This window comes from Pseudochrobactrum algeriensis (assembly GCF_018436245.1).
Classification (GTDB): Bacteria; Pseudomonadota; Alphaproteobacteria; order Rhizobiales; family Rhizobiaceae; genus Pseudochrobactrum; species Pseudochrobactrum saccharolyticum.
Genome location: NZ_CP075361.1, coordinates 2,332,131 through 2,352,769, shown reverse-complemented (window position 1 = coordinate 2,352,769; position 20,639 = coordinate 2,332,131). Strand labels below are relative to the sequence as shown.

Sequence of the window (20,639 nt, the reverse complement as noted above, 5' to 3'; positions counted from 1 at the left end):
TCATCACCTGTAACCTGAGATTATGGGTCATGCAGATTTGTCTGCAAATGGCAGGAATCCGTCAAACAAAAGCGTAATCGGGACTGTTAAGCGCTGAAATTCTGTGTAAGAGCTTCATACGGAACCGGAATTTTCCGGTTCATTCTCATTTGAACTGTTGAAGCTTAAGGGACACTCCCATGCAGAATTATGTGTTGACCGTCAGTTGCCAGTCACGCCTCGGTATAGTTGCCGCTATTTCCGGATATCTCGCGGGTATGGGGTGTAACATCGTTGACAGCGCACAGTTCGATGATCTCGGTGCTGATAAATTCTTTATGCGCGTCAGCTTTATTACCGAGCAGGGCAAAAGCTTTGAAGAAATTGCCGGCGGTTTTCAGGAAACTGCAGATAAGTTCGGCATGGATTATGATTTCCACGATACCCGCAAGCCGGTGAAAACATTGCTGATGGTTTCCCGCTTTGGCCATTGTCTCAACGATCTGCTCTATCGCTGGAAAATCGGCGGTCTGCCGATTGATATTGTCGGCGTGATCTCCAACCATTTTGACTATCAGAAGGTTGTGGTCAATCACGATATTCCTTTCCATCACATTGCGGTGACGAAAGAGAATAAAATTGAAGCCGAAGCCAAAATGATGGATATCGTCAACCAGACCGGCACGGAGCTGGTGGTTCTGGCGCGTTACATGCAGGTGCTATCTGATGAACTGAGCCAGAAAATGTCCGGTAAGATCATCAATATTCACCACTCCTTCCTGCCGTCTTTCAAAGGCGCCAATCCTTACAAGCAGGCTTATGAGCGTGGCGTGAAGCTGATCGGTGCGACAGCGCATTATGTGACCGCTGATCTTGATGAAGGTCCGATTATCGAGCAGGATGTTGCCCGTATTACCCATGCGCAATCGGCTGCCGATTATGTTTCCATCGGTCGTGATGTCGAAGCGCAGGTACTTGCACGTGCCATTCACGCGCATATTCACCACCGCGTGTTTCTTAATGGTAACCGGACAGTCGTATTCCCGGCGTCACCAGGGTCGTACGCCTCTGAACGTATGGGCTAAGGAATTTCGGCTCTGGCGGGCTGCAAATGGCAATTTTCTCCGCTTCCGGTGCTCACGTACTATAAGTACGCTGCGCGCCGGTTCTCAAAAAATCACCATTTTCGCCGCGCCATAACCAAAATTCAAAGTGTCGCGCTTTGTTGGGGCGCCGGCAGGTTGAGAAGGTTGAGTGTAGAGAAAATAAAAGCCGGAAATTCCGGCTTTTATTTTTGCAGAGATGACTGGCATTTCTCTTCAACCGCATTTCTGAAGTCAGACATATTTCTCACCCACGCATTTTCCCCCTCAACCAGAGGTCTGGAATAGGCATCCAAAATGACCGTCTGAAAAATCTCATGCACCGCCGGATCAAACTTGACCTGCAAAAGATCAGCCAGCGGCTTTCCTTGTAAACGTGCCGCCATCGACCGTCCCGCAAGCTCCCCGAGCTTGGTGCAAAATACAGCATTATTCTCACTCGCATGCGCTGCGGGCAGAGACGCAGTATAAATAATAGTCGTCAGGGCTGCTAAAAATAAACGCATGTGAGCCTCCGTTGCGGAGAATTTTGACAAGATATGCGTGAATGCTGCGTCTAATAGAGACCTGCGTGTGATTTTAGTCAATAAAAAAGCCCCTCGCGAGAGGGGCTTTTCTTTGTCATCAGTACTGAGATGATTAGTCAATATCGAAGGATACGCCCTGTGCGAGCGGCAGTGCCTTCGAGTAGTTTACTGTGTTCGTTGCACGGCGCATGTAAGCTTTCCATGCATCCGAACCGGATTCACGACCGCCACCGGTTTCCTTTTCACCGCCGAATGCGCCGCCGATTTCAGCACCGGATGTACCGATGTTGACATTGGCGATACCGCAATCCGAACCGGATGCAGAGAGGAAACGCTCAGCTTCCTGCAGGTTCAGTGTGAAAATCGAAGACGACAGACCGGCACCAACTGCGTTGTGCAGTTCGAGTACGTTGTCGAAATCGCTGTATTTCATCACATAGAGGATCGGTGCGAAGGTTTCTTCTAGAACCGGACCTGCCTGTTCTGGCATTTCAACGATGGCTGGCTGTACGTAGTAACCTGTGTCCGGACCAACGGATACGCGTTCACCGCCGACAACTTTGCCGCCATGTGCTTTAGCTTCAGCAAGCGCTTTCTGCATACCATCGAAAGAAGCCTTGTCGATCAGCGGGCCGATCAGTGCAGGGGTTTCCAGCGGATTGCCGATGGATACGCTCTGATAGGCTTTGACCAGACGTGGTACCAGTGTGTCGTATACGCTTTCGTGTACGAACAGACGACGCATGGTGGTGCAACGCTGACCTGCAGTACCCATGGCACCGAAAGCAATCGCGCGCAGAGCCATGTCGAGATCGGCTGACGGGCAGACGATACCGGCATTGTTGCCGCCGAGTTCGAGGATAGCGCGTGCGAAACGCTTGGCCAGACGAGGGCCTACATCGCGACCCATGCGGGTTGAACCGGTTGCGGAAACCAGCGGAACCTTCGGATGGTCAACCAGAACTTCACCGATTGTACGGTCGCCGATGATAACAGCGGACAGCCCCTTAGGAGCATCTGCGCCGAAACGGGCAGCTGCACGGTTGAAGATCGCTTCACAAGCCAGAGCTGTGAGAGGGGTCTTTTCGGAAGGTTTCCAGACAACAGAGTCACCGGCAACCAGAGCCAGAGCCGCGTTCCATGACCAGACAGCAACAGGGAAGTTGAAGGCAGAGATAACGCCGACAACGCCAAGCGGATGCCATGTTTCCATCATGCGGTGACCGGCGCGCTCAGTCGCAATGGTCAAGCCGTAAAGCTGACGGGACAGACCAACTGCGAAATCGCAGATGTCGATCATTTCCTGAACTTCGCCGAGACCTTCGGAGATGATTTTACCGGCTTCGATCGAAACGAGACGGCCGAGATCAGCTTTGGAAGCGCGCAGTTCTTCACCGAGCAGGCGGATCAGCTCACCGCGGCGTGGAGCCGGAACATCGCGCCATGTGCGGAATGCTGCATCAGCTTCTTCGATCATGCGGGCAGTGTCTGCAGCCGAATGAGTCTTGAGGGCGCCGATCTGTTCGCCGGTAACCGGGCTGAACGAGGCAAGATCACCGCCTGTATAGGCTGCGCTGTCAACGCCAAGCTTGGCGAGAATGTCAGCAGCTTCCTGCTTAACGTTCACTTTTTTATTTTCGGTGCTCATAAATCGCATTCCCTATTGTTTATCGTTCAGAATAACAGGCGCTTCGCTCGGGTAAGTGAGCAGACCTGATATTCTATCTGATGCGGTGGAGCAGATTACTGCTCCGGTATAAACAGCTGAACGGCAATCCGCTTTGAGGGCAGATTGCCGTTTTCATATGTTATCTAGTTATTCTGCTGCAGCTTTAAAGGCGAGAGCCTTCAATGCACCCTCAACAGATTCGCGCTCGATGCGTGCATAGTGTTCAAATTCATTGAGCACGGTTGCGCCGAGATCAGCTTCAAAACGCTTCTGGTTCGGGCTTTCAGTGAATTCCTGAGTGTCATCGTCGCCGAGATTGGACTGGAAGATACCAGCGGCGCTGACCGGCAGGAAGTCTTCATAGACAATCGGGTCAAACTGGATTGCACCTTCAGCAATCAGGCTGTCGAGATTGGCAGCAGTCAGTTCGCTCTTGGCTTTCGAGCGGTCTGCAACGCTGTAAGCGAAGTAACCGAGACCCTGTTCACGGATTTCTGCCCATGTATCCGGGAATTCTTCAAAAACTTCACCGAGAATGCGAACATATTCAGCAGCATTCGAGCCATCCGGCGCAGGGCGGATACGTGCGCGGGTCTTGTCGAGCAGCGCATCATAAAGGCCGCGGCCCTTTGGTGTCAGTGCAATGCCGCGCTGTTCAATTTCACCAAAACGGGCAGTGTGTGTACCGGCTTTCCATTCGCCTGCAGCATCAGTGAAAGAAACGGATTCTTCGAGCGCTTTAAACGAGGTCTGACGCAGCAGAACCGCACATTTACGGGTTGGCGGGCCTTCAACAACAGCTTTAGGCGAAATATTGCGCGCCGGCATCTGCGCCTGCACGGCATCAATATCGAGTGTGCGCGGTGTCAGATGGTTGATATGCGGGCCTTTGAAAGACACAACGTCAGCAATCAGACGATGGGCGTCGTGCAGACGATGATAGAGTTCTGCACTCACATTGGCTTTATCGTGCCAGCGGAATGTTTCCAGAACTTCGGAAACGAATTTGTCAGCCTGTTCCTGTGTGAGGCCGCCCTGTTTTTCAGCAATCTCGATCAGTTCAACCGCACCGGCAGTGAAGATATTGCGTTTTGCGAGTGTTTCTTCAGCTTCCTTGCGCAGCTTCTCGTCAGCGATCAGGTCGAGGCGCAGCAGCGAGGTGAAAACGCGGAACGGGTTGATCTTCAGCGATGCATCATCAACCGGACGGAAAGCTGTGGAATGCACAGGCACACCGGCAGCGGACAGGTCGTAGTAACCAACCGGGAACATGCCCATAACGGCATAAGCACGGCGCATCATGGAAAGTTCAGCGGCGGTGCCGAGGCGGATCGCGCCGTGACGTTCTTCGGAAATACGATCCAGAGAATCGGTATCCTCGAGACGGGCGAGCAGTTCAGGCTGGGCTTTCAGGGTCGCAGCATTAACATCTGCAACCAGTTCCATCAGCGTGCCGTAAGCAGGCACTTCTGTACGGTACATTGCGGACATTGCGGCTGAGAATGCAGCGCGGATGCTGTCGGCTGATACGAAATTCATGGTTTGCCTCCTTGAGGGCTTTCCGTATGCGAGCTGTTATCTGTCTTGGGAGAAGATAAAGCCCTGTCTGTTTTGCTCTTGGTGCAGTTCCATAAAGAAAAGCGGATGACGTTTTTCCTGAAACTGCCCTAAAACTGCTTAGTGTGGTTGATTTGTGCTCTTTGGGAGTCGCACAAAACCATCCTGATGTTGTTATAAAGGCCTATCTGATCCGAAAAATGTCAGCCAGTTTTCGGGATATGCTTTAAATTTGATGCGTAATTTCTTTTTAAATCGATTTTCGACTATCAGAAACACGTATCAGATGTTGATATCATGACTAAAATTGATCATATCAGCTGTAGTGGCCGCATGATTGCGACGAAACCGACTATGTTTATGCGAGGCAGGAATGAAGCTCAGCCGACGACTGATACCGGATATCGCCATTTTGCAGGCTTTTGAATGCGCTGCACGTCACGGAAGTTTTACACAGGCAGCCCACGAGCTGAACCTGACGCAAAGCGCGGTGAGTCGTCAGATTAAGGATCTGGAAGGCCAGCTCGGCGTTTTGCTGTTTGAGCGAATCCGTCAGCGCATCCTGCTTTCCGATGCAGGACGCAAGTTTTTGCCGGAAGTGCGCCGTCTGCTGAACCAGACCGAAGACACGATGCTGCGGGCGATGGCTTCAGCACAGTCGTCTTCAGCATTCAGCGTGGCGACATTGCCGACATTCGGCGCGCGCTGGCTGATGCCGCGTATTCCGAATTTCATCGAAGAAAATCCGGGTGTGGCTTTTAATGTTGGCTCACGCACCGGCGTGTTCGATTTTGAAGAATATCCGTTTGATATGGCTATTCATTATGGTCAGCCGGTTTGGGCACATGCCACCTGCAACTATCTGTGCAGTGAGATGGTGGTGCCTGTCGCCAGCAATGCGCTGATTGAAAGTCACCGCATTGTTGAGCCGGAAGACCTGCAGAAAGAGCCTCTGCTGCATCTGACAACGCGTCCGAAAATGTGGACGCAGTGGTTTGAACTTTGCGAAGTGGATGCGCGCAGCACTTATAGCGGACATCGTTTCGATCAGTTCTCTATGGTGATCGAGGCCGCTGCTGCAGGGCTTGGGATCGGGTTGTTGCCGGTTTATCTGATTGAGCAGGAGTTGCAGGAAGGTCGCCTGCGAATTCTGTTTGATAAGCCGATGCGTACCGAGAATGATTATTATCTTGTGGTGCCGGAAGGCAAACATGAAAATCCGCTGATACAGACATTTTCCAGCTGGATTCGCGGGCAGGTCGGCCAGCATGATTATATGGCGCTGGTGCATCTGAACGCAGAATAAGATATGTAATGCAATTTAAGTAGAACAGGTCATTCCGCAAATGAATGATCTGTTGCGCAAAAATTGCTACTTTTGCCAAAACCGAAAGGTGTATGGCTACTCAGGCGCCAGAAGAAAAAGACGATAATAACACTGGTAAATAACAAGCCGGATGATTTTCCGTGTTGTGCTTCAAATTTCAAACACTCAGAGTGTTGTGTGTGTATCCGCATTATATATACGGCGCTCTTTATCCATTTTGATCGTTGACCTTTTGTCTGAGCCGCTTTTGCGTGGTGCGTATATTTCAGACGCATAATCGTAGGCTTGTTGCTGCAATACAGGCTGACATAAGTGGCAACGTTGTTTTTGAGAAATGAACTGACATGTTGAATAATCCCCGCTCTCACGGTCTCTGGGAAAAATCCGCTCCTGCCGCTCCGGTTACATCTGCCCTACAAGGCGAGTTAAACGTTGACGTGGTTGTTGTCGGCGGTGGTTTTACCGGCCTTTCAACTGCACTGAATTTGAGCGAACGCGGCAGCAAAGTTGCCGTGCTTGAAGGCGTTGAAATCGGCTTCGGCGGTTCCGGCCGCAATGTCGGTCTGGTCAATGCCGGTATGTGGGTTATGCCGGATGATCTGCCGGGTGTGCTTGGTCAGAAGTATGGTGACCGTCTGCTCGAAGCGCTCGGCAATGGCCCGAAAATGGTTTTCGAGCGTATTGAAAAACATAATATCGCCTGTGAAGCGACCCGCACCGGTACGCTGCATTGCGCTGTCGGCCTGAAGGGCCTGCGCGAATTGCAGGATCGTGCGGAGCAGTGGCAGCGCCGTGGTGCGCCGGTCACTCTGCTGAGCGCCGAAGAAACCGCAAAGAAAGTCGGTACTAAAGCCTATAGCGGTTCGCTGCTGGATATGCGTGCAGGCACCATTCAGCCGCTGGCCTATGTGCGTGGCCTTGCTCATGCGGCACTTGCTGCGGGTGCACAGATTTTCACTGGTTCTCCGGTGACTTCCACTGAACGTGTGGGCAATGACTGGGTGGTTCGCACTGCCAAGGGTTCAGTGCGTGCGCAGTGGATCGTGGTGGCAACCAATGCCTATACACAGGCACCATGGCCGCAGATTCGTGCAGAGATTATGCATCTGCCTTATTTCAATCTTGCTACCAAGCCGCTGACCAAAGAGCAGCAGGCACAGATTCTGCCGGAACGTCAGGGCGTATGGGATACCAAACAGGTGCTGTCGTCTTATCGCTATGACCAGTCCGGTCGTCTGGTGTTCGGCAGCGTTGGTGCATTGCGCAATACCGGCACAGGTATTCATACGGCATGGGCAAAACGCGAAATGAAGCGTCTGTTCCCGCAGCTTGGTAAAGTCGAATTTGATTATGAATGGTACGGTCTGATCGGCATGACCAATGACAGCCTGCCGAAATTCCATCGCTTTGATAAGAATGTGATTGGTTTCAGCGGTTATAATGGCCGCGGCATTGCCACCGGTACTGTATTCGGCAATGTGCTGGCACGTCATATCAGCGGTGAAATCAGCGAAGCTGATCTGCCATTGCCGGTGACTGAGCCGGAAACACAGTCCTTCCTCGGTATCCGCGAAGCCTATTATGAAACCGGCGCACAGATTGCACATTTTGCCGGCGCTCGCTTCTGAGCGCTTAAAGAGGCGTAATCGAAGTTTTAACAGGGCATTGCTGGAGCAATGCCCTGTTTCTTTTTGTTTTCTGTGGTGAGTTTATTGTTTGTCATAAACTTGTAGTGTTCATTTAATAAATGAACGGCGAATAACCGGTTCTCCGGTATCGGATAAATGATTTCAGGGATAAGAATCATGATGCAGAAACGCACGTCACGTAAAACAGTTCTGGCGACTGCTCTGGCAGTGTTTATGGGCGCAACTGCGGTGAATGCAGAAACGCTTAATCTTTATACCTCGCAGCCGGAAGCTGATGCGACCAAAACCGTTGAAGCATTCCGCAAAGCCAATCCTGATATTGATGTGCAGGTGTTCCGTTCCGGCACCAGCGATATTCTCAGCAAGCTGGCTGCTGAATTTGCTGCCGGTGCGCCGCAGCCGGATGTGCTGCTGATTGCCGATGCCGTGTCGATGGAATTGCTGAAAAAAGACAATCGTCTGAAAGCCTATGAAGGTGCAAAGACAGAGGGTCTGACCGAAGGTTCGTTCGACAAGGACAAAACCTATTTCGGTTCCAAGCTGATCACCACCGGTATCGCCTATAACACACAGGCGAAAAGCAAGCCTGAAAGCTGGGCTGATCTCGGCAAAGAAGAGTATAAAGGCCAGATCGTGATGCCAAGCCCGCTTTATTCCGGCGCGGCTGCCTATCTTCTCTCCGGCTTTGCGCTGAACTCGGAGCTTGGCTGGGATTATTTCGAAAAGCTGAAGGCCAATGAGCTTATCAGCGTGCGCGGCAATGGTGCGGTGCTGAAATCCGTTGCCAGCGGTGAAAAACCTTACGGTATCCTCGTGGATTTCATGGCGCTGAATGCCAAAGCCAAAGGCTCGCCGGTTGAGTTCGTGTTCCCTAAAGAAGGTGTGCCTGCGGTAACTGAGCCTGTTGCAATCATGGCGACTGCCAAGAATGTTGCTGGTGCGGAGAAATTCGTTGATTTCATTCTCTCTGATGATGGTCAGAAACTGGCACTGGAGCAGGGCTATCTGCCAGCGAAAGAATCTGTTGGTCGCCCGAGCTGGCTGCCGGAAGGTACAAAAATCAACATCATGTCGATTGATACACTCAAAGTTCTGGGTGTGACAGAAGCCGACAAGAAGCGTTTTTCTGAACTGTTCGGCGGTTAAGGCACGCGCATATGATATTCAGAAAATCAGATCAGAGCCGGGATACGGCTCTGATTTTTCTTGTGGCGGCAGTGGTGTTCACGCTGTCTCTGTGGCCGATGTTACGGCTGGCCAGCGAGATCATCGCGCCGAATGGTCAGCTCTCTGACAGTGCATTGCGCTCGGCGCTTTCTTCAACTTCCACATGGGTTGCCACGCGTAATTCTTTAATCACCGGATTTGGCGGTACACTTGCTGCTGTTATCCTTGGCAGTGCCGTGGCGCTGCTGGTGAGCCTGACCAATATTCGCGGACGCGGCGTATTCGTGCTGATGTTTGTGGTGCCGCTGCTGATTGCGCCGCAGGTGACTGCGCTGGCATGGCTGCAACTCTTTGGTCCCGCGAGCCCGTTTCTCAAAATGATCGGCATGGCGCCGGAGCTTGGCAGCCGTAATCCGCTCTATTCGACCACCGGCATTATCGCACTGCTCGGCATTCAATATGCGCCGCTGGTGTTCCTGATTGTGCGTGCCGGTTTGCGTAAGTTGCCGCGTGAACTGGTTGAAGCCGCTTTGAGCAGCGGTGCCAGCAAATGGCAGGTAACGCGCACAATCATTGTGCCGCTGATGACACCATCGGTAATCGGTGCTTCTGCACTGGCTTTTGTTTCCTGTGTCGGCAATTTTGGTATTCCAGCATTCTTAGGTATTCCGGCCAATGTGCTGGTGCTGCCGACCCTGATTTACCAGAAGCTTGCCGGTGGCGGACCATCAGTGCTGTCGGAAATCGCTGTGCTTTCGCTGCTGATCGGCGTTATCGCGATGGCGGGTATTCTCTGTCAGGATTATATGGCACGCCGCCGCGATTATCGTATCGCTTCAACCTCACTGCCTGCCGCGCCTTTTGAACTTGGCTCATGGCGTCTGACTGTTGAGATAGCCTGCTGGCTGTTGATTGCTGTGGTGCTGGTGCTGCCGATGTTTGGCCTGTTGCTCACCGCATTGGTGCCTGCTTTTGGTATTCCGCTGAGTTGGCATACCGCAACTCTGGATAATCTGAAATTTGTGCTGCTGGATCATGCAGGGGCTCGCCGTGCTTTGGTCAATTCATTCACACTGTCGCTGGCCGCAGCCGGTTTCGCGGTGCTGGTGGCGGTGCCGCTCGGCTATCTCATCACATGGCGGTCGCGCTGGTGGACACGCTTGCTCAATCTCGCAGCCGAACTACCCTATGCTTTGCCGGGTGTGGTGCTGTCGATCGCCGCATTGCTGATGTTCCTCAAACCTTTGCCGGTTGTCGGACTGCATCTCTATAATACGATCTGGATTATTCTCTACGCCTATCTGGCGCGGTTTCTGGTGTTGGCGCTGCGCCCGACCATTACCGGTCTGCATCAAATTGACCGTGCTCTGGAAGAGGCGGCACAGGTGGCCGGTGCTGGACTGCTGACACGGTTGCGCACCATTGTGTTTCCGCTGGTGGCACCGGCGACACTGGCTGGTGGTGTACTGATTTTCATGACCGCCTTTTCGGAGCTGACTGTTTCTGCGCTATTGTGGTCATCGGGATCGGAAACGCTGGGCGTGGTGATTTTCTCTTTTGAACAGGGTGGCGATTCACCCTATGCGGCTGCAATATCTGTGCTGGTCGTGTTGATTACATTCTTACTGATGCTGGTGACCAATATGTTTGCCAGATATCTGCCTGACGGAGTTCTGCCATGGCGGGATTGACTATCTCTCAGCTTTCCAAAAGCTTTAACGACACCAAAGTGCTGACCGATGTGTCGCTGGATATCGCCAATGGTGAATTCATTGCCGTGCTGGGGCCTTCCGGCTGCGGCAAGACCACATTGCTGCGTATGATTGCCGGATTTGAACAGGCGAATGACGGTGTGATCTATGTCGGCGATAATCTGGTGACAGGCAAAGGACAATTCGTGCCGCCGGAAAAACGCCGTGTCGGTATTGTGTTCCAGAACTATGCGCTCTGGCCGCATATGACCGTTTCGGAAAATGTCGGCTATAGTCTGAAAATCGCCAAGGTGGAAAAAGCTGAGCGTGAGCGCCGTGTGCAAGAGGCACTGAAACTGGTTGATCTGCAGGGCTATGGGGATCGCCGTCCGGCGAACCTGTCCGGCGGGCAGCGTCAGCGCGTGGCACTGGCACGTTGTCTGGTGGCGGCGCCTTCACTGGTTTTGTTTGACGAACCGCTGGCCAATCTGGACGTGCATCTGCGTGCTTCGATGGAAGATGAATTTGCGCGCTTCCATAAACGTACCGGCACGACGATTGTTTATATTACCCATGATCAGGCCGAGGCGATGGCGCTGGCTGACCGTATTGCGGTGATGGACAAAGGCAGGTTGATGCAGTTTGCCTCGCCGAAAACGCTCTATAATGAACCGGCCAATGCGATGGTTGCGTCCTTTATCGCGCAGGGCATGGTACTGCCTGCGGAGATTTTGAGCGTCAATGGCAGTGGTGCTTGTGAGGCCTTGGTGCTGGGGCAGCAGGTGCGTTTGCGTTGCCGTGCCGATGAAGTGGTGCGCAAAGACGCACAGATTTGTATCCGTGAAGATGATCTGGAATTGGTGAAACAGGACGGATTTGCCGTGCGGGTGACACGTTCGGTCTATCAGGGTGGTGCATCGCGGATTGAAGCCGTTGCCGAACAGGCACCGGAACTGAACCTGCATTTCAATCTGCCGGATCCGCTGCATCTCAAAACGGATGATACAGCGCAATTACGTATCCGGTCAGGCTGGGTAATACCGGAAGCAGGTGCCGTATGAAGATCAATCTCTATGGTGGTTTCGCTGAAAAAGGACGCTTAGGCGTTGGTATCAGCACAACTAAAACCAGGTTGCTGTTTGATATCGGCATTAAGGTCGGAGCCACTGGGCGCGATTATTATCCGCTGATTGAGGCCGATGCGATTGCCACACTTGATGCGGTGCTGATCTCTCATGCCCATGAAGATCATGTCGGCGGGTTGCTGTGGTTGCTGGCGCAGGGTTTTCAGGGGCGCATCCTGATGACCGCCGAGACATTGGCAGAAACAGCTCAGACCCTGAAGAACTATGCCGAACAACAGCATCTGGAGAATGTTGCATTTCCTCATGAATGTATTGAACTGTTCAAAGCTGGTGATGTGCTAGCCATTGGTGATGCAGAAATCACCACCGGTCGCTCCGGTCATGTGGCTGGAGGCGTGTGGTTCTGTGTTGAGGCCGAAGGGCACAAGGTTCTCTATAGCGGCGATGTCGTACCGGATAGTCCGGTGCTTGAGATGGATGCATTTCCGCACTGTGATCTGTTGCTGCTGGATGCGTCTTATGGTGCTGATACGGTTTCGGGTGCTGCGCGAGCGGAGCAAATCCGCGAATGGATTATGCAGAACCGTGACGGTTGTCTGTTGCCAACACCACTCTCCGGCCGCTCGCTGGAACTGATGGCGCTGATGCCGGTCAATTTTGCCATTCATGCGGATATGCGTGCTGCATTGGCTGAGCAGATTGCAACGTCTGGTGCGCTGCGGGACGGTGTGGCGGGACGGTTGAAACAATTGCTGCATAATGCGCAGGACTGGCGTGAAGATCAGGCGCTACCGCGCTGTCCGCTGCTGACATTCGATGCGATGGGGCAGGCAGGGCCTTCGGCCTATGCGATGAATCGTGCGCTGCGCACCGGCTGGCCGGTTTTGCTCACCGGTCATGTGCCGGAAGATACACCGGCTTTTGATATGCTGCGTGATGAACTGGCGGACTGGATAAGACTGCCAACCCATCCGACACTGAGCGGTATGGTTGCACTTTGGGAGCAGGCGGGTAAGCCTGATATGCTTGGCCATTCCTGTTCCGCTGCATTGCTCAGTGAACTGGCAGAGCATATTCCAGTTGTGCGTCAGGATGTGAAGAGCGGTGACATGATAGAATTGGGAGCAGCCTGATGCGTATTTTGCTTTGCAATGATGACGGTATTGATGCCGAAGGTTTGGCTTTTCTGGAACGTGCTGCACGGGCATTGAGTGATGATGTGTGGGTGGTGGCACCGGATGGCAAGCGTACAGCTGCGGGTGCATCCATCACTATCGGCAAACCACTGACCATGGTGAAGCGCGCGGAACAGCGTTACTCCTGTTCCGGTACCCCCGCAGATTGCGTTGTGTCGGCGATGAGCTGGCTGTTCAAAGATCAGGCCAAGCCTGATCTGGTGTTGGCGGGGATTAATGACGGGCGCAATGTGGCTGAAGATCTGGCCTATTCCGGCACGCTTGGTATTGCCCGTGAGGCAACATTTTGGGGCATCCTCGCGATTGGTTTTTCACAGGTCAAACAGCCACGCCGTGGCGAAGATGATCTGACCGCGCTGGTACAATTATTGCGCAACCTGTTAGAGCAGCGCACCGACTGGCAGTGCGAAGGGCATTGGCTGAGCATCAATCTGCCGCATAGTCTGCCTGCACCAATTGCCCAGCCGCGTATCGGTCGGGACAAGATTGCATCATCATCTGAGGTGGTCAGCACAGATGGGGCCGAGACAGTGCTGCTGGTGCCGCGCGGTCGCCCGCATTCATCTTCCGAAGGTGATGATAATGATCTGATTGATCGCGGTTTCATCTGCATCAACCGGCTCAACTGGTTTGGTGAGACGGAGCTAAATGAGAGTCTTATCAGGTCTTTCGTATCTGATCCAAAAGTCGCCTGACATGGCTGCAAATGGCGCTTTTCTGTGTTTCGGTACTCACGTACTCTTTGTACGCTCCGTTCCGATGCTCGTAAATCACCATTTTCGCTCACGTCATCCGCTTTTTGATTCAGACACTTAGATAGATAAGTTCTTCTTTCGATTCAGATATGAAAAAGGCCGCTCAATTGAGCGGCCTTATTATTTGGATTATTTGCGTTTCATGGCTTCCAGCAGTGCTGCACCAAAACCGCCCTGAGCTTCAGCAGGTTTCTCCTGCGGCTTGGCTGTGAAATGTTTCTGTGCCGGACGCTGTCCACGCTCACCCATAGGCTTGGGCGCAGCTTCACCGCCGCCGTCTTTACGCATGGTCAGGCCAATACGTTTGCGCGGTACGTCCACTTCTGTCACACGCACTTTCACCACATCACCGGCCTTCACCACCTCATGCGGATCCTTGACGAATTTATCGGCAAGCTGGGACACATGGACGAGGCCGTCCTGATGCACGCCGATATCAACAAAGGCACCAAAGGCGGCAACATTGGTTACGGTGCCTTCCAGCAACATGCCGGGTTTGAGGTCCTTAATATCATCAATGCCATCAGCAAAAGTCGCGGTTTTAAATTCCGGACGCGGATCGCGACCCGGCTTTTCCAGTTCCGACAAAATGTCTTTCACCGTTGGCAGACCAAAACGCTCATCAACAAAGAGCCTCGGATCAAGCGCACGTAAAGCACCGGCATCGCCCATCAGTGAGCGCACATCGCGGCCACAAGCGGCAACAATTTTGGCGGCCACGCCATAGGCTTCAGGGTGCACGGATGAGGCATCAAGCGGCTCGGTACCGTTCGGGATACGCAGGAAGCCCGCTGCCTGTTCAAATGTGCGGTTGCCGAGACGGGCGACTTTGAGCAGGTCTTTACGTTTCTTGAACGGGCCGTTTTCATTGCGGTGCGCAACAACGGCTTCTGCAAGCGATGTGCCAAGGCCGGAAACGCGGGCAAGCAATGATGCGGAAGCCGTATTGAGATCAACACCGACAGCATTCACCGCATCTTCCACTACGGCATTCAGCATATGGGCGAGGCGCGCCTGATCCACATCGTGCTGATACTGGCCGACACCGATGGATTTTGGTTCGATTTTCACCAGTTCTGCCAACGGGTCTTGCAGGCGACGGGCGATAGAAACCGCACCGCGCAGCGACACATCAAGCTGCGGAAATTCTGCTGCCGCTGTTTCCGATGCTGAGTAAACCGATGCACCGGCTTCTGAAACAATCACTTTAAGCGGTTTCGGAGCAGGCATGTCGCCCAATAAGTCAGCAACCATACGCTCGGTCTCGCGGCTGGCGGTGCCGTTGCCGATAGCGATCAGCTCTACTTTATGCTTGCGGATCAGCGAGGCGATTTCAGCCTGTGCACCGCGCAGATCATTGCGCGGCTGGAACGGATAGACCGTTGCAGTGTCCAGCAGCTTGCCGGTACCGTCAACGATCGCCACTTTCACGCCGGTGCGGATACCCGGATCAAGACCCATGGTAGCACGGGAACCGGCAGGTGCTGCCAGCAGCAGGTCTTTCAGATTGCGGGCGAAAACATTGATCGCTTCTTCTTCCGCGCGTTCGCGCAGATCGCGCATCAGATCGAGGGAGAGGGACAGTGAGAGCTTAACGCGCCATGTCCAGCCGATCACTTCCATCAGCCATTTATCACCGGCCAGCGTGCCGCCGACCTGATAGCTATGGGCGATCATCCGCTCAACCGGTTTGACCGGCGATGTATCCTGCTGGTCAACAACAATATCCAATGTCAGGAAATCTTCATTACGGCCGCGCAACATGGCAAGCGCACGGTGACCGGCAACCTTGTTCCACTGTTCGCTATGGGCAAAATAATCGGAGAATTTTGCGCCTTCAGTTTCTTTGCCGGCAACGACACGAGACTGCAGAACCGCATTGTCCTTCATATAAGAGCGCAGGCGGCCAAGCAGATCAGCGTTTTCGGTAATGCCTTCGGCGATAATATCGCGCGCACCTTCAAGGGCGGCTTTCACATCGGCCACATCCGGCGTGATATAGGCTGCTGCCAGTTCGGCAGGCACCGCAGCGCGATTATCGAGGATAGCCTGCGCCAATGCGCCAAGGCCACGCTCACGAGCGATCTCGGCACGGGTACGGCGCTTTGGTTTATATGGCAGGTAGATATCTTCAAGTTCAGCTTTGGTGCTGACATTCGCGATTTTCAGTTCCAGCTCCGGTGTGAGTTTTTCCTGTGTACGGATGGAGTCCAGAATGGAACTGCGGCGGGCTTCCAGTTCACGTAAGTAAGTCAGACGCTCGGACAGATTGCGCAATTGCGTGTCATCAAGACCGCCGGTCACTTCTTTACGGTAGCGGGCGATGAACGGCACGGTCGAGCCTTCATCAAGCAAGCCGATAGCGGCAACCGCCTGTTCCTGTTTGGCATTGATCTCACCGGCAATGATGGCGGCAATCCGTCTGGTAATGTCTGTCATAAGAATCTCATGCTGATAATAACGCCTTTATCATAGAGCTTTGATGCGGCGCATTGAAGGCGGGAATCATATCCTTCCCGGAATATGACGCAGAGAGTTTCACGACTGAGCAATATTGTTTTGTGTATTGCAAAATTCTGATAAAATATTTGCTGTACTCATGATGAGGACGCACGGAACTTTTCAACTTAGCGTTATCAGCAGCCGTTAATGCCGTTTTACTCATATGCGCCTTGTTCTGGCACTAAAACCAACATTTTTTGGCCTTGTTTGCACAGGAAGTGCGGCCTGTTTTTCGCTGAGTGTATTTAATCACTGAAACTTAATCTTCAGATCAGGAGCCAGGCAAATTATGGATGTGAGTAAACACCCCATAGCCATTGATCATGTGCCCGCATTTATTACGGCACCGGGACAGACCGATATTCTGTTTAATTTCGTCATTGTTTTTCTCATTTGCATGATCTTTGCCGTTGGCACCCTCTATCTCCGGCTTCATGCTTTGCCGGAGCAAATGGCGCATCGTACCAATAAGGTGCAGTTGCAAGTTGTTGCGGTTCTGGCGCTGATTGCGCTCTTTACCCATAATCAGCTTTTCTGGATTGCTGCCCTGTTGCTGGCGATGATTGAACTGCCGAATTTTATTACGCCGGTCACTTCGATGGCCAAGTCTCTGAACAGGATTGCGCGCAGCACTTATGTGCCGCAGAACTATCCGCCTGTATCAGCACCGGCCGCGCAACAGCCTGCTCCTGTAGCGGAAGCTGCCGCTAAACCAGCGGAAACAGTGCAACCGCAGGCAGCACAAGACGAGCATTCATCTCATAATCCGGATCAGAACGGGGAGAAGCAATAATGTTGGAATTTCTTCTCTGTTCAATGGTGACGATTTTGCCGGATTATCTGTTCCGGCGTTATGGTCAGGGTAAACTTATCGGTCACCATATCACGCTTTATTCCGTGTGGTTTGAGCTGCGCTGGGGGATTACAGCCTGTCTTATTCTGACAATCTCGCTGATTACGATGATCTTTTATTATCATCCTTCCACATCCAATGTGACCGCGGCTTATCGCACAGTGACAATCCTGCCGGAAATTCCGGGGCGTGTTGAAGAGGTCTATGTGTCCCGCTTTCAGAAAGTGAAAGCCGGTGATCCACTGTTCCGCCTTGACAGCAGCAAACAGGAAGCTGCGATGAAAACTGCAGAGCAGCGCATTGTTGAAGTGCAGGCAGAAACTGAGGTGGCGAAATCTGAGATTGCTGCAACAGATGGTGCGATACAGTCAGTTGAGGCCGCCTATTTGCAGGCGCAGATTGATCTCAATACACAGACTGAGTTGCAACGCCGCAATCCGAATGTGGTTGCTCAGCGCGAGATTGACCGCCTGACATCCAGCCTTGAAGGACGCAAAGGTGCACTGGCTGAGGCAATTGCCAGAAAGCAGACATTGCAGACCAAGATCAGTACTTTACTGCCTGCGCAAAAAGCCAGTGCAGAGGCCGCCTTGGAAGAAGCACGGGTGCAGCTGGATAAAACCACTGTGCGCGCCGGTGTGTCCGGTACCGTGCAGCAGTTTACCTTGCGCACGGGTGAGGTGGTGAACCCGCTGTTGCGCCCTGCAGGTGTTCTGGTGCCGGATGATGCCGGACGGGGCAGGCTGGTTGCCGGTTTCAACCAGATTGAGACACAGGTCATCAAGACCGGCATGATCGCCGAAGTTACCTGTATCGGTCAGCCTTTTACTGTCGTGCCGATGGTGGTGACAGAGGTTCAGGATGTGATTGCAGGCGGGCAGGTGCGTGCCAGTGACCAACTGGTTGATGTGCAGCAGCTGAGCCGTCCTGGTACGATTACCGCGACGCTGGAACCTCTTTATGAAAATAGTTTTGGCAATGTGCCTCCGGGCAGCAATTGCATTGCCAATGCCTATACTAGCAATCATGAAGAGCTACAGGCAGGCACCGCAGGGCCATTGCGTTCGGCATTCCTGCACGCAGTGGATGCCACCGGCCTCGTTCATGCTGTCATTCTGCGTATTCAGGCGATTATGATGCCGGTACAGGTGCTGGTGCTCGGCGGACATTGATGCTGCTGAAAATGACTAGAGCGGTTTACGTCCATGTTGGATCGTAGTGCTCGCTCTAGATTCTTTAGTTTGTCGCATTATCTCGGACTGTCCAAGTTGATCCAACTTGACTGTGAAATGCTCCAGTCAGCCGAAATGAAAAACCGGTGCCGGAATTATCTTCCGGCACCGGTCTTGTGAAATTTACAGGTCTATCCGATTGATTCTCAAGTGATTCCCGAAACGGGAACAAATTGCTCATGCACGAAGCATTTTACAAAAATACCGTCGAAGTGAAGCAAATATCTCATGCTTAAAACAGAAGAGACATTCATAATATTGTTCTATGATTGGGAAAATCTGTTGGTAGCGGAGGACGGATGATGTCCTCCGATGGACTATAAGTCCTTGATATTTTTATAGAAAAATCATGATTATCTCACGATTTTAAGATATGTACCCGAGTACAAGAGTGAGTACAAAAAATCAAGGACGGACTTTTTAGAAGCATTCACTCATGCCGCTTTGAAGTGGTTTTTGATGACTAAGTTGGCTTGATCCGAGGCGGACGTCCGACGTGCTTACCCCGTAGTTTTGCTGCTGCCATGCCTGCTTTTGTCCGTTCGCTGATTAATGAACGTTCGAATTCAGCCAATGCAGCAATCAGATGAAACATCAGTTTTCCGCCTGAAGAACTTGTGTCGATGCTTTCGGTTAATGATCTGAACTCGATGCCTTGCTTCCCTAACGCACTTACCTGCTCAACGAGATGCACAAGGGAGCGTCCAAGTCGGTCAAGACGCCAGACGATGAGGGTATCACCTTCCTGCAGCATATCCATTGCTTGTTTTAATCCAGGTCGTTCGGTTGAGGCACCTGATATACCATGATCTTTAAATACCCGGTCACACCCTGCTTGGGTTAACGCATCCAGCTGTAAGTCCAAGCGCTGCATGTCAGTAGAAATACGTGCATAGCCAATTTTTAGAGGAGAATTGCGGATGTTATTGTCATTTTTCTTTGAAGTATTCTTATCTTTCAATGGATCATTCCTGCGCCTTTCTCTTAGTATTTGATTGATTTTCATGATTTTCTAGCCTCAAATTTGTTGACGAAAAGGGAAGCCTTTATAAATTCAAGTATCGTCAACAAAATTGATGTGAAATTTTATTTGGTTTTATTTTTATCGGCCATTTTGCAAGGATTCTTTGAATTGATTATTCAATAACAATATTTCGCTGAATTCCTTTGATAAGGGTTCCCTTTACAATCCTTGTATTGTGAGGGGCGTTTATTTAGCCCTGAATTTTATTGGGGCAGAGATGAATAAGCTTACGGTTGGGAAAAATATCTTCACGCTTTCAGGAAGAGTAACGAATAGGAGCGGGCATCGAACTGACGCGAACGTTGGTGATGTATATGAATACCTCTACGTTGAAGATCAGCTTCTGAAAAAAACAGTCGTTCCGCACCCTTTGCAAAACTATCTGTTTTCTAATCAGGCTCAAAAAATCTATCTAACGAAAATCTCTGGAACTCATATTATCACTGCAATCGAGACGGATGGGGGGATTAAATATGCTAATCCGCTCGGTCATTTGGATCGAAAAACCTGGATCAAAGTTTTGCCGGTTTTTCTACTCCTGACATCACCGTTATCATGCGCTTTTGGAGGTGTGCCAATTGGCCATCCAGGGCCGATCATTACGCTGGTCGTCTTGGCATCCGGTTTTTGTTATCTTGCTGCTCGCTCTTTTGGTGCTGCCAATCGTGCTTGGAGGCAAGTCGATCAGAATGTGATTACATTGAAATCTCAGCTCGGAGCGTAATATGCGGCAACTTCTTATCTCATTGGGTGCTGCTATGGCGATCTCGACGTCCGTTTTCTCCGCAATTGCTGCAAGTGATCCCTATATTGGTGAGTATGTGGGCAATTGTGAAAAGGCTCAATGTTTCATCGAGATTACGAAAAAGAAAGGCAAAAACTATCATTTGCGCTTCACAGCAACCGATCCCATGGATACACGGAAAACCCTTTGCAAAGCTGAAATCCCGATGAAACGGGATAGTTTAACTTTTACAGCACGGGAACAATATGCGGATGCTTTGGTGGGGGAATATAAGGACGATCCACTTGTTTGGCTTTTGGCTTTTAACAACGGCAGCATCCACTTCTACATCGAAAATGCCCCCTGTGGTCGCTTTGATATGAGTGGTGAATACGGTGCTTACGGTGATTAGAAGGGGAATATAAAAGCGGCCTCTTTTTTGTTCTAAGGCCGCTTTACAGCATCATATGAATGGGGAGGGGGAGGGATGCTGCATTCATAGTTTTCGCCAGAATAATCGCCGGCGCAATCCCATATTGATATCTGAGGAATACGGGATTGAGCGGACAGTAAAATTTCTGTCGGCGGATTGGCTTGTT

General features: G+C 51.8%; 17 protein-coding genes and 1 pseudogene. 12 read left to right on the top strand and 6 right to left on the bottom strand.

Features of this window, described 5'->3' with window-relative positions; translation table 11 throughout:
- Window positions 1-179: 179 nt before the first annotated feature.
- A complete protein-coding gene (gene purU / locus KHQ09_RS13005; RefSeq protein WP_213598634.1) occupies window positions 180-1,064 on the top strand; it encodes a formyltetrahydrofolate deformylase in 885 nt (294 codons plus the stop codon).
- A gap of 203 nt (window positions 1,065-1,267) precedes the next feature.
- Here purU and KHQ09_RS13000 read toward each other — a convergent pair whose 3' ends face one another.
- The 3 genes from KHQ09_RS13000 to hglS all read right to left on the bottom strand — a co-directional run bounded on the left by KHQ09_RS13000 (window position 1,268) and on the right by hglS (window position 4,817).
- Complete coding sequence (locus KHQ09_RS13000) at window positions 1,268-1,729, bottom strand: hypothetical protein (protein WP_213598633.1); 462 nt, start codon at window positions 1,727-1,729, stop codon at window positions 1,268-1,270.
- A complete protein-coding gene (amaB, locus tag KHQ09_RS12995; RefSeq protein ID WP_022709346.1) occupies window positions 1,722-3,257 on the bottom strand; it encodes an L-piperidine-6-carboxylate dehydrogenase in 1,536 nt (511 codons plus the stop codon). The genes KHQ09_RS13000 and amaB overlap by 8 nt, the downstream gene beginning before the upstream one ends.
- Window positions 3,258-3,425: 168 nt before the next feature.
- A complete protein-coding gene (gene hglS, locus KHQ09_RS12990) occupies window positions 3,426-4,817 on the bottom strand; it encodes a 2-oxoadipate dioxygenase/decarboxylase HglS (RefSeq protein ID WP_213598632.1) in 1,392 nt (463 codons plus the stop codon).
- A 391-nt stretch (window positions 4,818-5,208) separates the two neighbouring features.
- Between hglS and KHQ09_RS12985 the strand changes: the two genes are divergently transcribed.
- The 7 genes from KHQ09_RS12985 (at window position 5,209) to KHQ09_RS12955 (ending at window position 13,645) form a co-directional block, all read left to right on the top strand.
- The gene (locus KHQ09_RS12985) at window positions 5,209-6,141 is read left to right on the top strand and encodes a LysR family transcriptional regulator (protein ID WP_022709344.1); all 933 of its coding nucleotides are present in this window, start codon (window positions 5,209-5,211) and stop codon (window positions 6,139-6,141) included.
- Window positions 6,142-6,506: 365 nt separating this feature from the next.
- The gene (locus tag KHQ09_RS12980) at window positions 6,507-7,790 is read left to right on the top strand and encodes an NAD(P)/FAD-dependent oxidoreductase (protein WP_213598631.1); all 1,284 of its coding nucleotides are present in this window, start codon (window positions 6,507-6,509) and stop codon (window positions 7,788-7,790) included.
- A 234-nt stretch (window positions 7,791-8,024) separates the two neighbouring features.
- The gene (locus KHQ09_RS12975; protein ID WP_121991670.1) at window positions 8,025-8,957 is read left to right on the top strand and encodes an ABC transporter substrate-binding protein; all 933 of its coding nucleotides are present in this window, start codon (window positions 8,025-8,027) and stop codon (window positions 8,955-8,957) included.
- An 11-nt stretch (window positions 8,958-8,968) separates the two neighbouring features.
- Window positions 8,969-10,669: an ABC transporter permease gene (locus KHQ09_RS12970; RefSeq protein WP_213598628.1), complete on the top strand. Its 1,701-nt coding sequence runs from the start codon at window positions 8,969-8,971 to the stop codon at window positions 10,667-10,669.
- Window positions 10,657-11,730: an ABC transporter ATP-binding protein gene (locus KHQ09_RS12965; protein WP_213598626.1), complete on the top strand. Its 1,074-nt coding sequence runs from the start codon at window positions 10,657-10,659 to the stop codon at window positions 11,728-11,730. Before KHQ09_RS12970 ends, KHQ09_RS12965 begins: the two co-directional genes overlap by 13 nt.
- On the top strand, window positions 11,727-12,887 hold the full coding sequence (locus tag KHQ09_RS12960; RefSeq protein ID WP_213598623.1) for an MBL fold metallo-hydrolase: 1,161 nt from the start codon (window positions 11,727-11,729) through the stop codon (window positions 12,885-12,887). Before KHQ09_RS12965 ends, KHQ09_RS12960 begins: the two co-directional genes overlap by 4 nt.
- Window positions 12,887-13,645 (top strand): 5'/3'-nucleotidase SurE, encoded by a 759-nt coding sequence (locus tag KHQ09_RS12955; RefSeq protein WP_213598621.1) that lies wholly within the window; start codon window positions 12,887-12,889, stop codon window positions 13,643-13,645. The genes KHQ09_RS12960 and KHQ09_RS12955 overlap by 1 nt, the downstream gene beginning before the upstream one ends.
- Before the next feature lie 189 nt (window positions 13,646-13,834).
- Here the strand turns inward: KHQ09_RS12955 and KHQ09_RS12950 are convergent, their stop codons facing one another.
- Together KHQ09_RS12950 and KHQ09_RS12945 are read right to left on the bottom strand one after the other, a co-directional pair.
- Window positions 13,835-16,144, bottom strand: a complete 2,310-nt coding sequence (locus KHQ09_RS12950) for a Tex family protein (RefSeq protein WP_213598619.1) — start codon at window positions 16,142-16,144, stop codon at window positions 13,835-13,837.
- Between the two features lie 7 nt (window positions 16,145-16,151).
- Window positions 16,152-16,370 (bottom strand): hypothetical protein, encoded by a 219-nt coding sequence (locus tag KHQ09_RS12945; RefSeq protein WP_213630850.1) that lies wholly within the window; start codon window positions 16,368-16,370, stop codon window positions 16,152-16,154.
- A 126-nt stretch (window positions 16,371-16,496) separates the two neighbouring features.
- Between KHQ09_RS12945 and KHQ09_RS12940 the strand changes: the two genes are divergently transcribed.
- A complete protein-coding gene (locus KHQ09_RS12940; protein WP_213598617.1) occupies window positions 16,497-17,000 on the top strand; it encodes a hypothetical protein in 504 nt (167 codons plus the stop codon).
- Window positions 17,000-18,232 (top strand): HlyD family secretion protein, encoded by a 1,233-nt coding sequence (locus KHQ09_RS12935; RefSeq protein WP_116087858.1) that lies wholly within the window; start codon window positions 17,000-17,002, stop codon window positions 18,230-18,232. Before KHQ09_RS12940 ends, KHQ09_RS12935 begins: the two co-directional genes overlap by 1 nt.
- 535 nt (window positions 18,233-18,767) lie before the next feature.
- Here the strand turns inward: KHQ09_RS12935 and KHQ09_RS12930 are convergent.
- Window positions 18,768-19,166: pseudogene (locus KHQ09_RS12930) on the bottom strand (recombinase family protein); the annotation flags it as partial.
- 367 nt (window positions 19,167-19,533) lie between these two features.
- Here KHQ09_RS12930 and KHQ09_RS12925 point away from each other — a divergent pair.
- Entirely contained in the window at window positions 19,534-20,040 is a 507-nt protein-coding gene (locus tag KHQ09_RS12925; protein ID WP_213598615.1) for a hypothetical protein, read from the top strand.
- Window position 20,041: 1 nt separating this feature from the next.
- Window positions 20,042-20,452 carry a hypothetical protein gene (locus KHQ09_RS12920; RefSeq protein WP_213598614.1) on the top strand — a complete coding sequence of 137 codons (411 nt, stop codon included), beginning with the start codon at window positions 20,042-20,044 and terminating at the stop codon, window positions 20,450-20,452.
- Window positions 20,453-20,639: the final 187 nt, after the last annotated feature.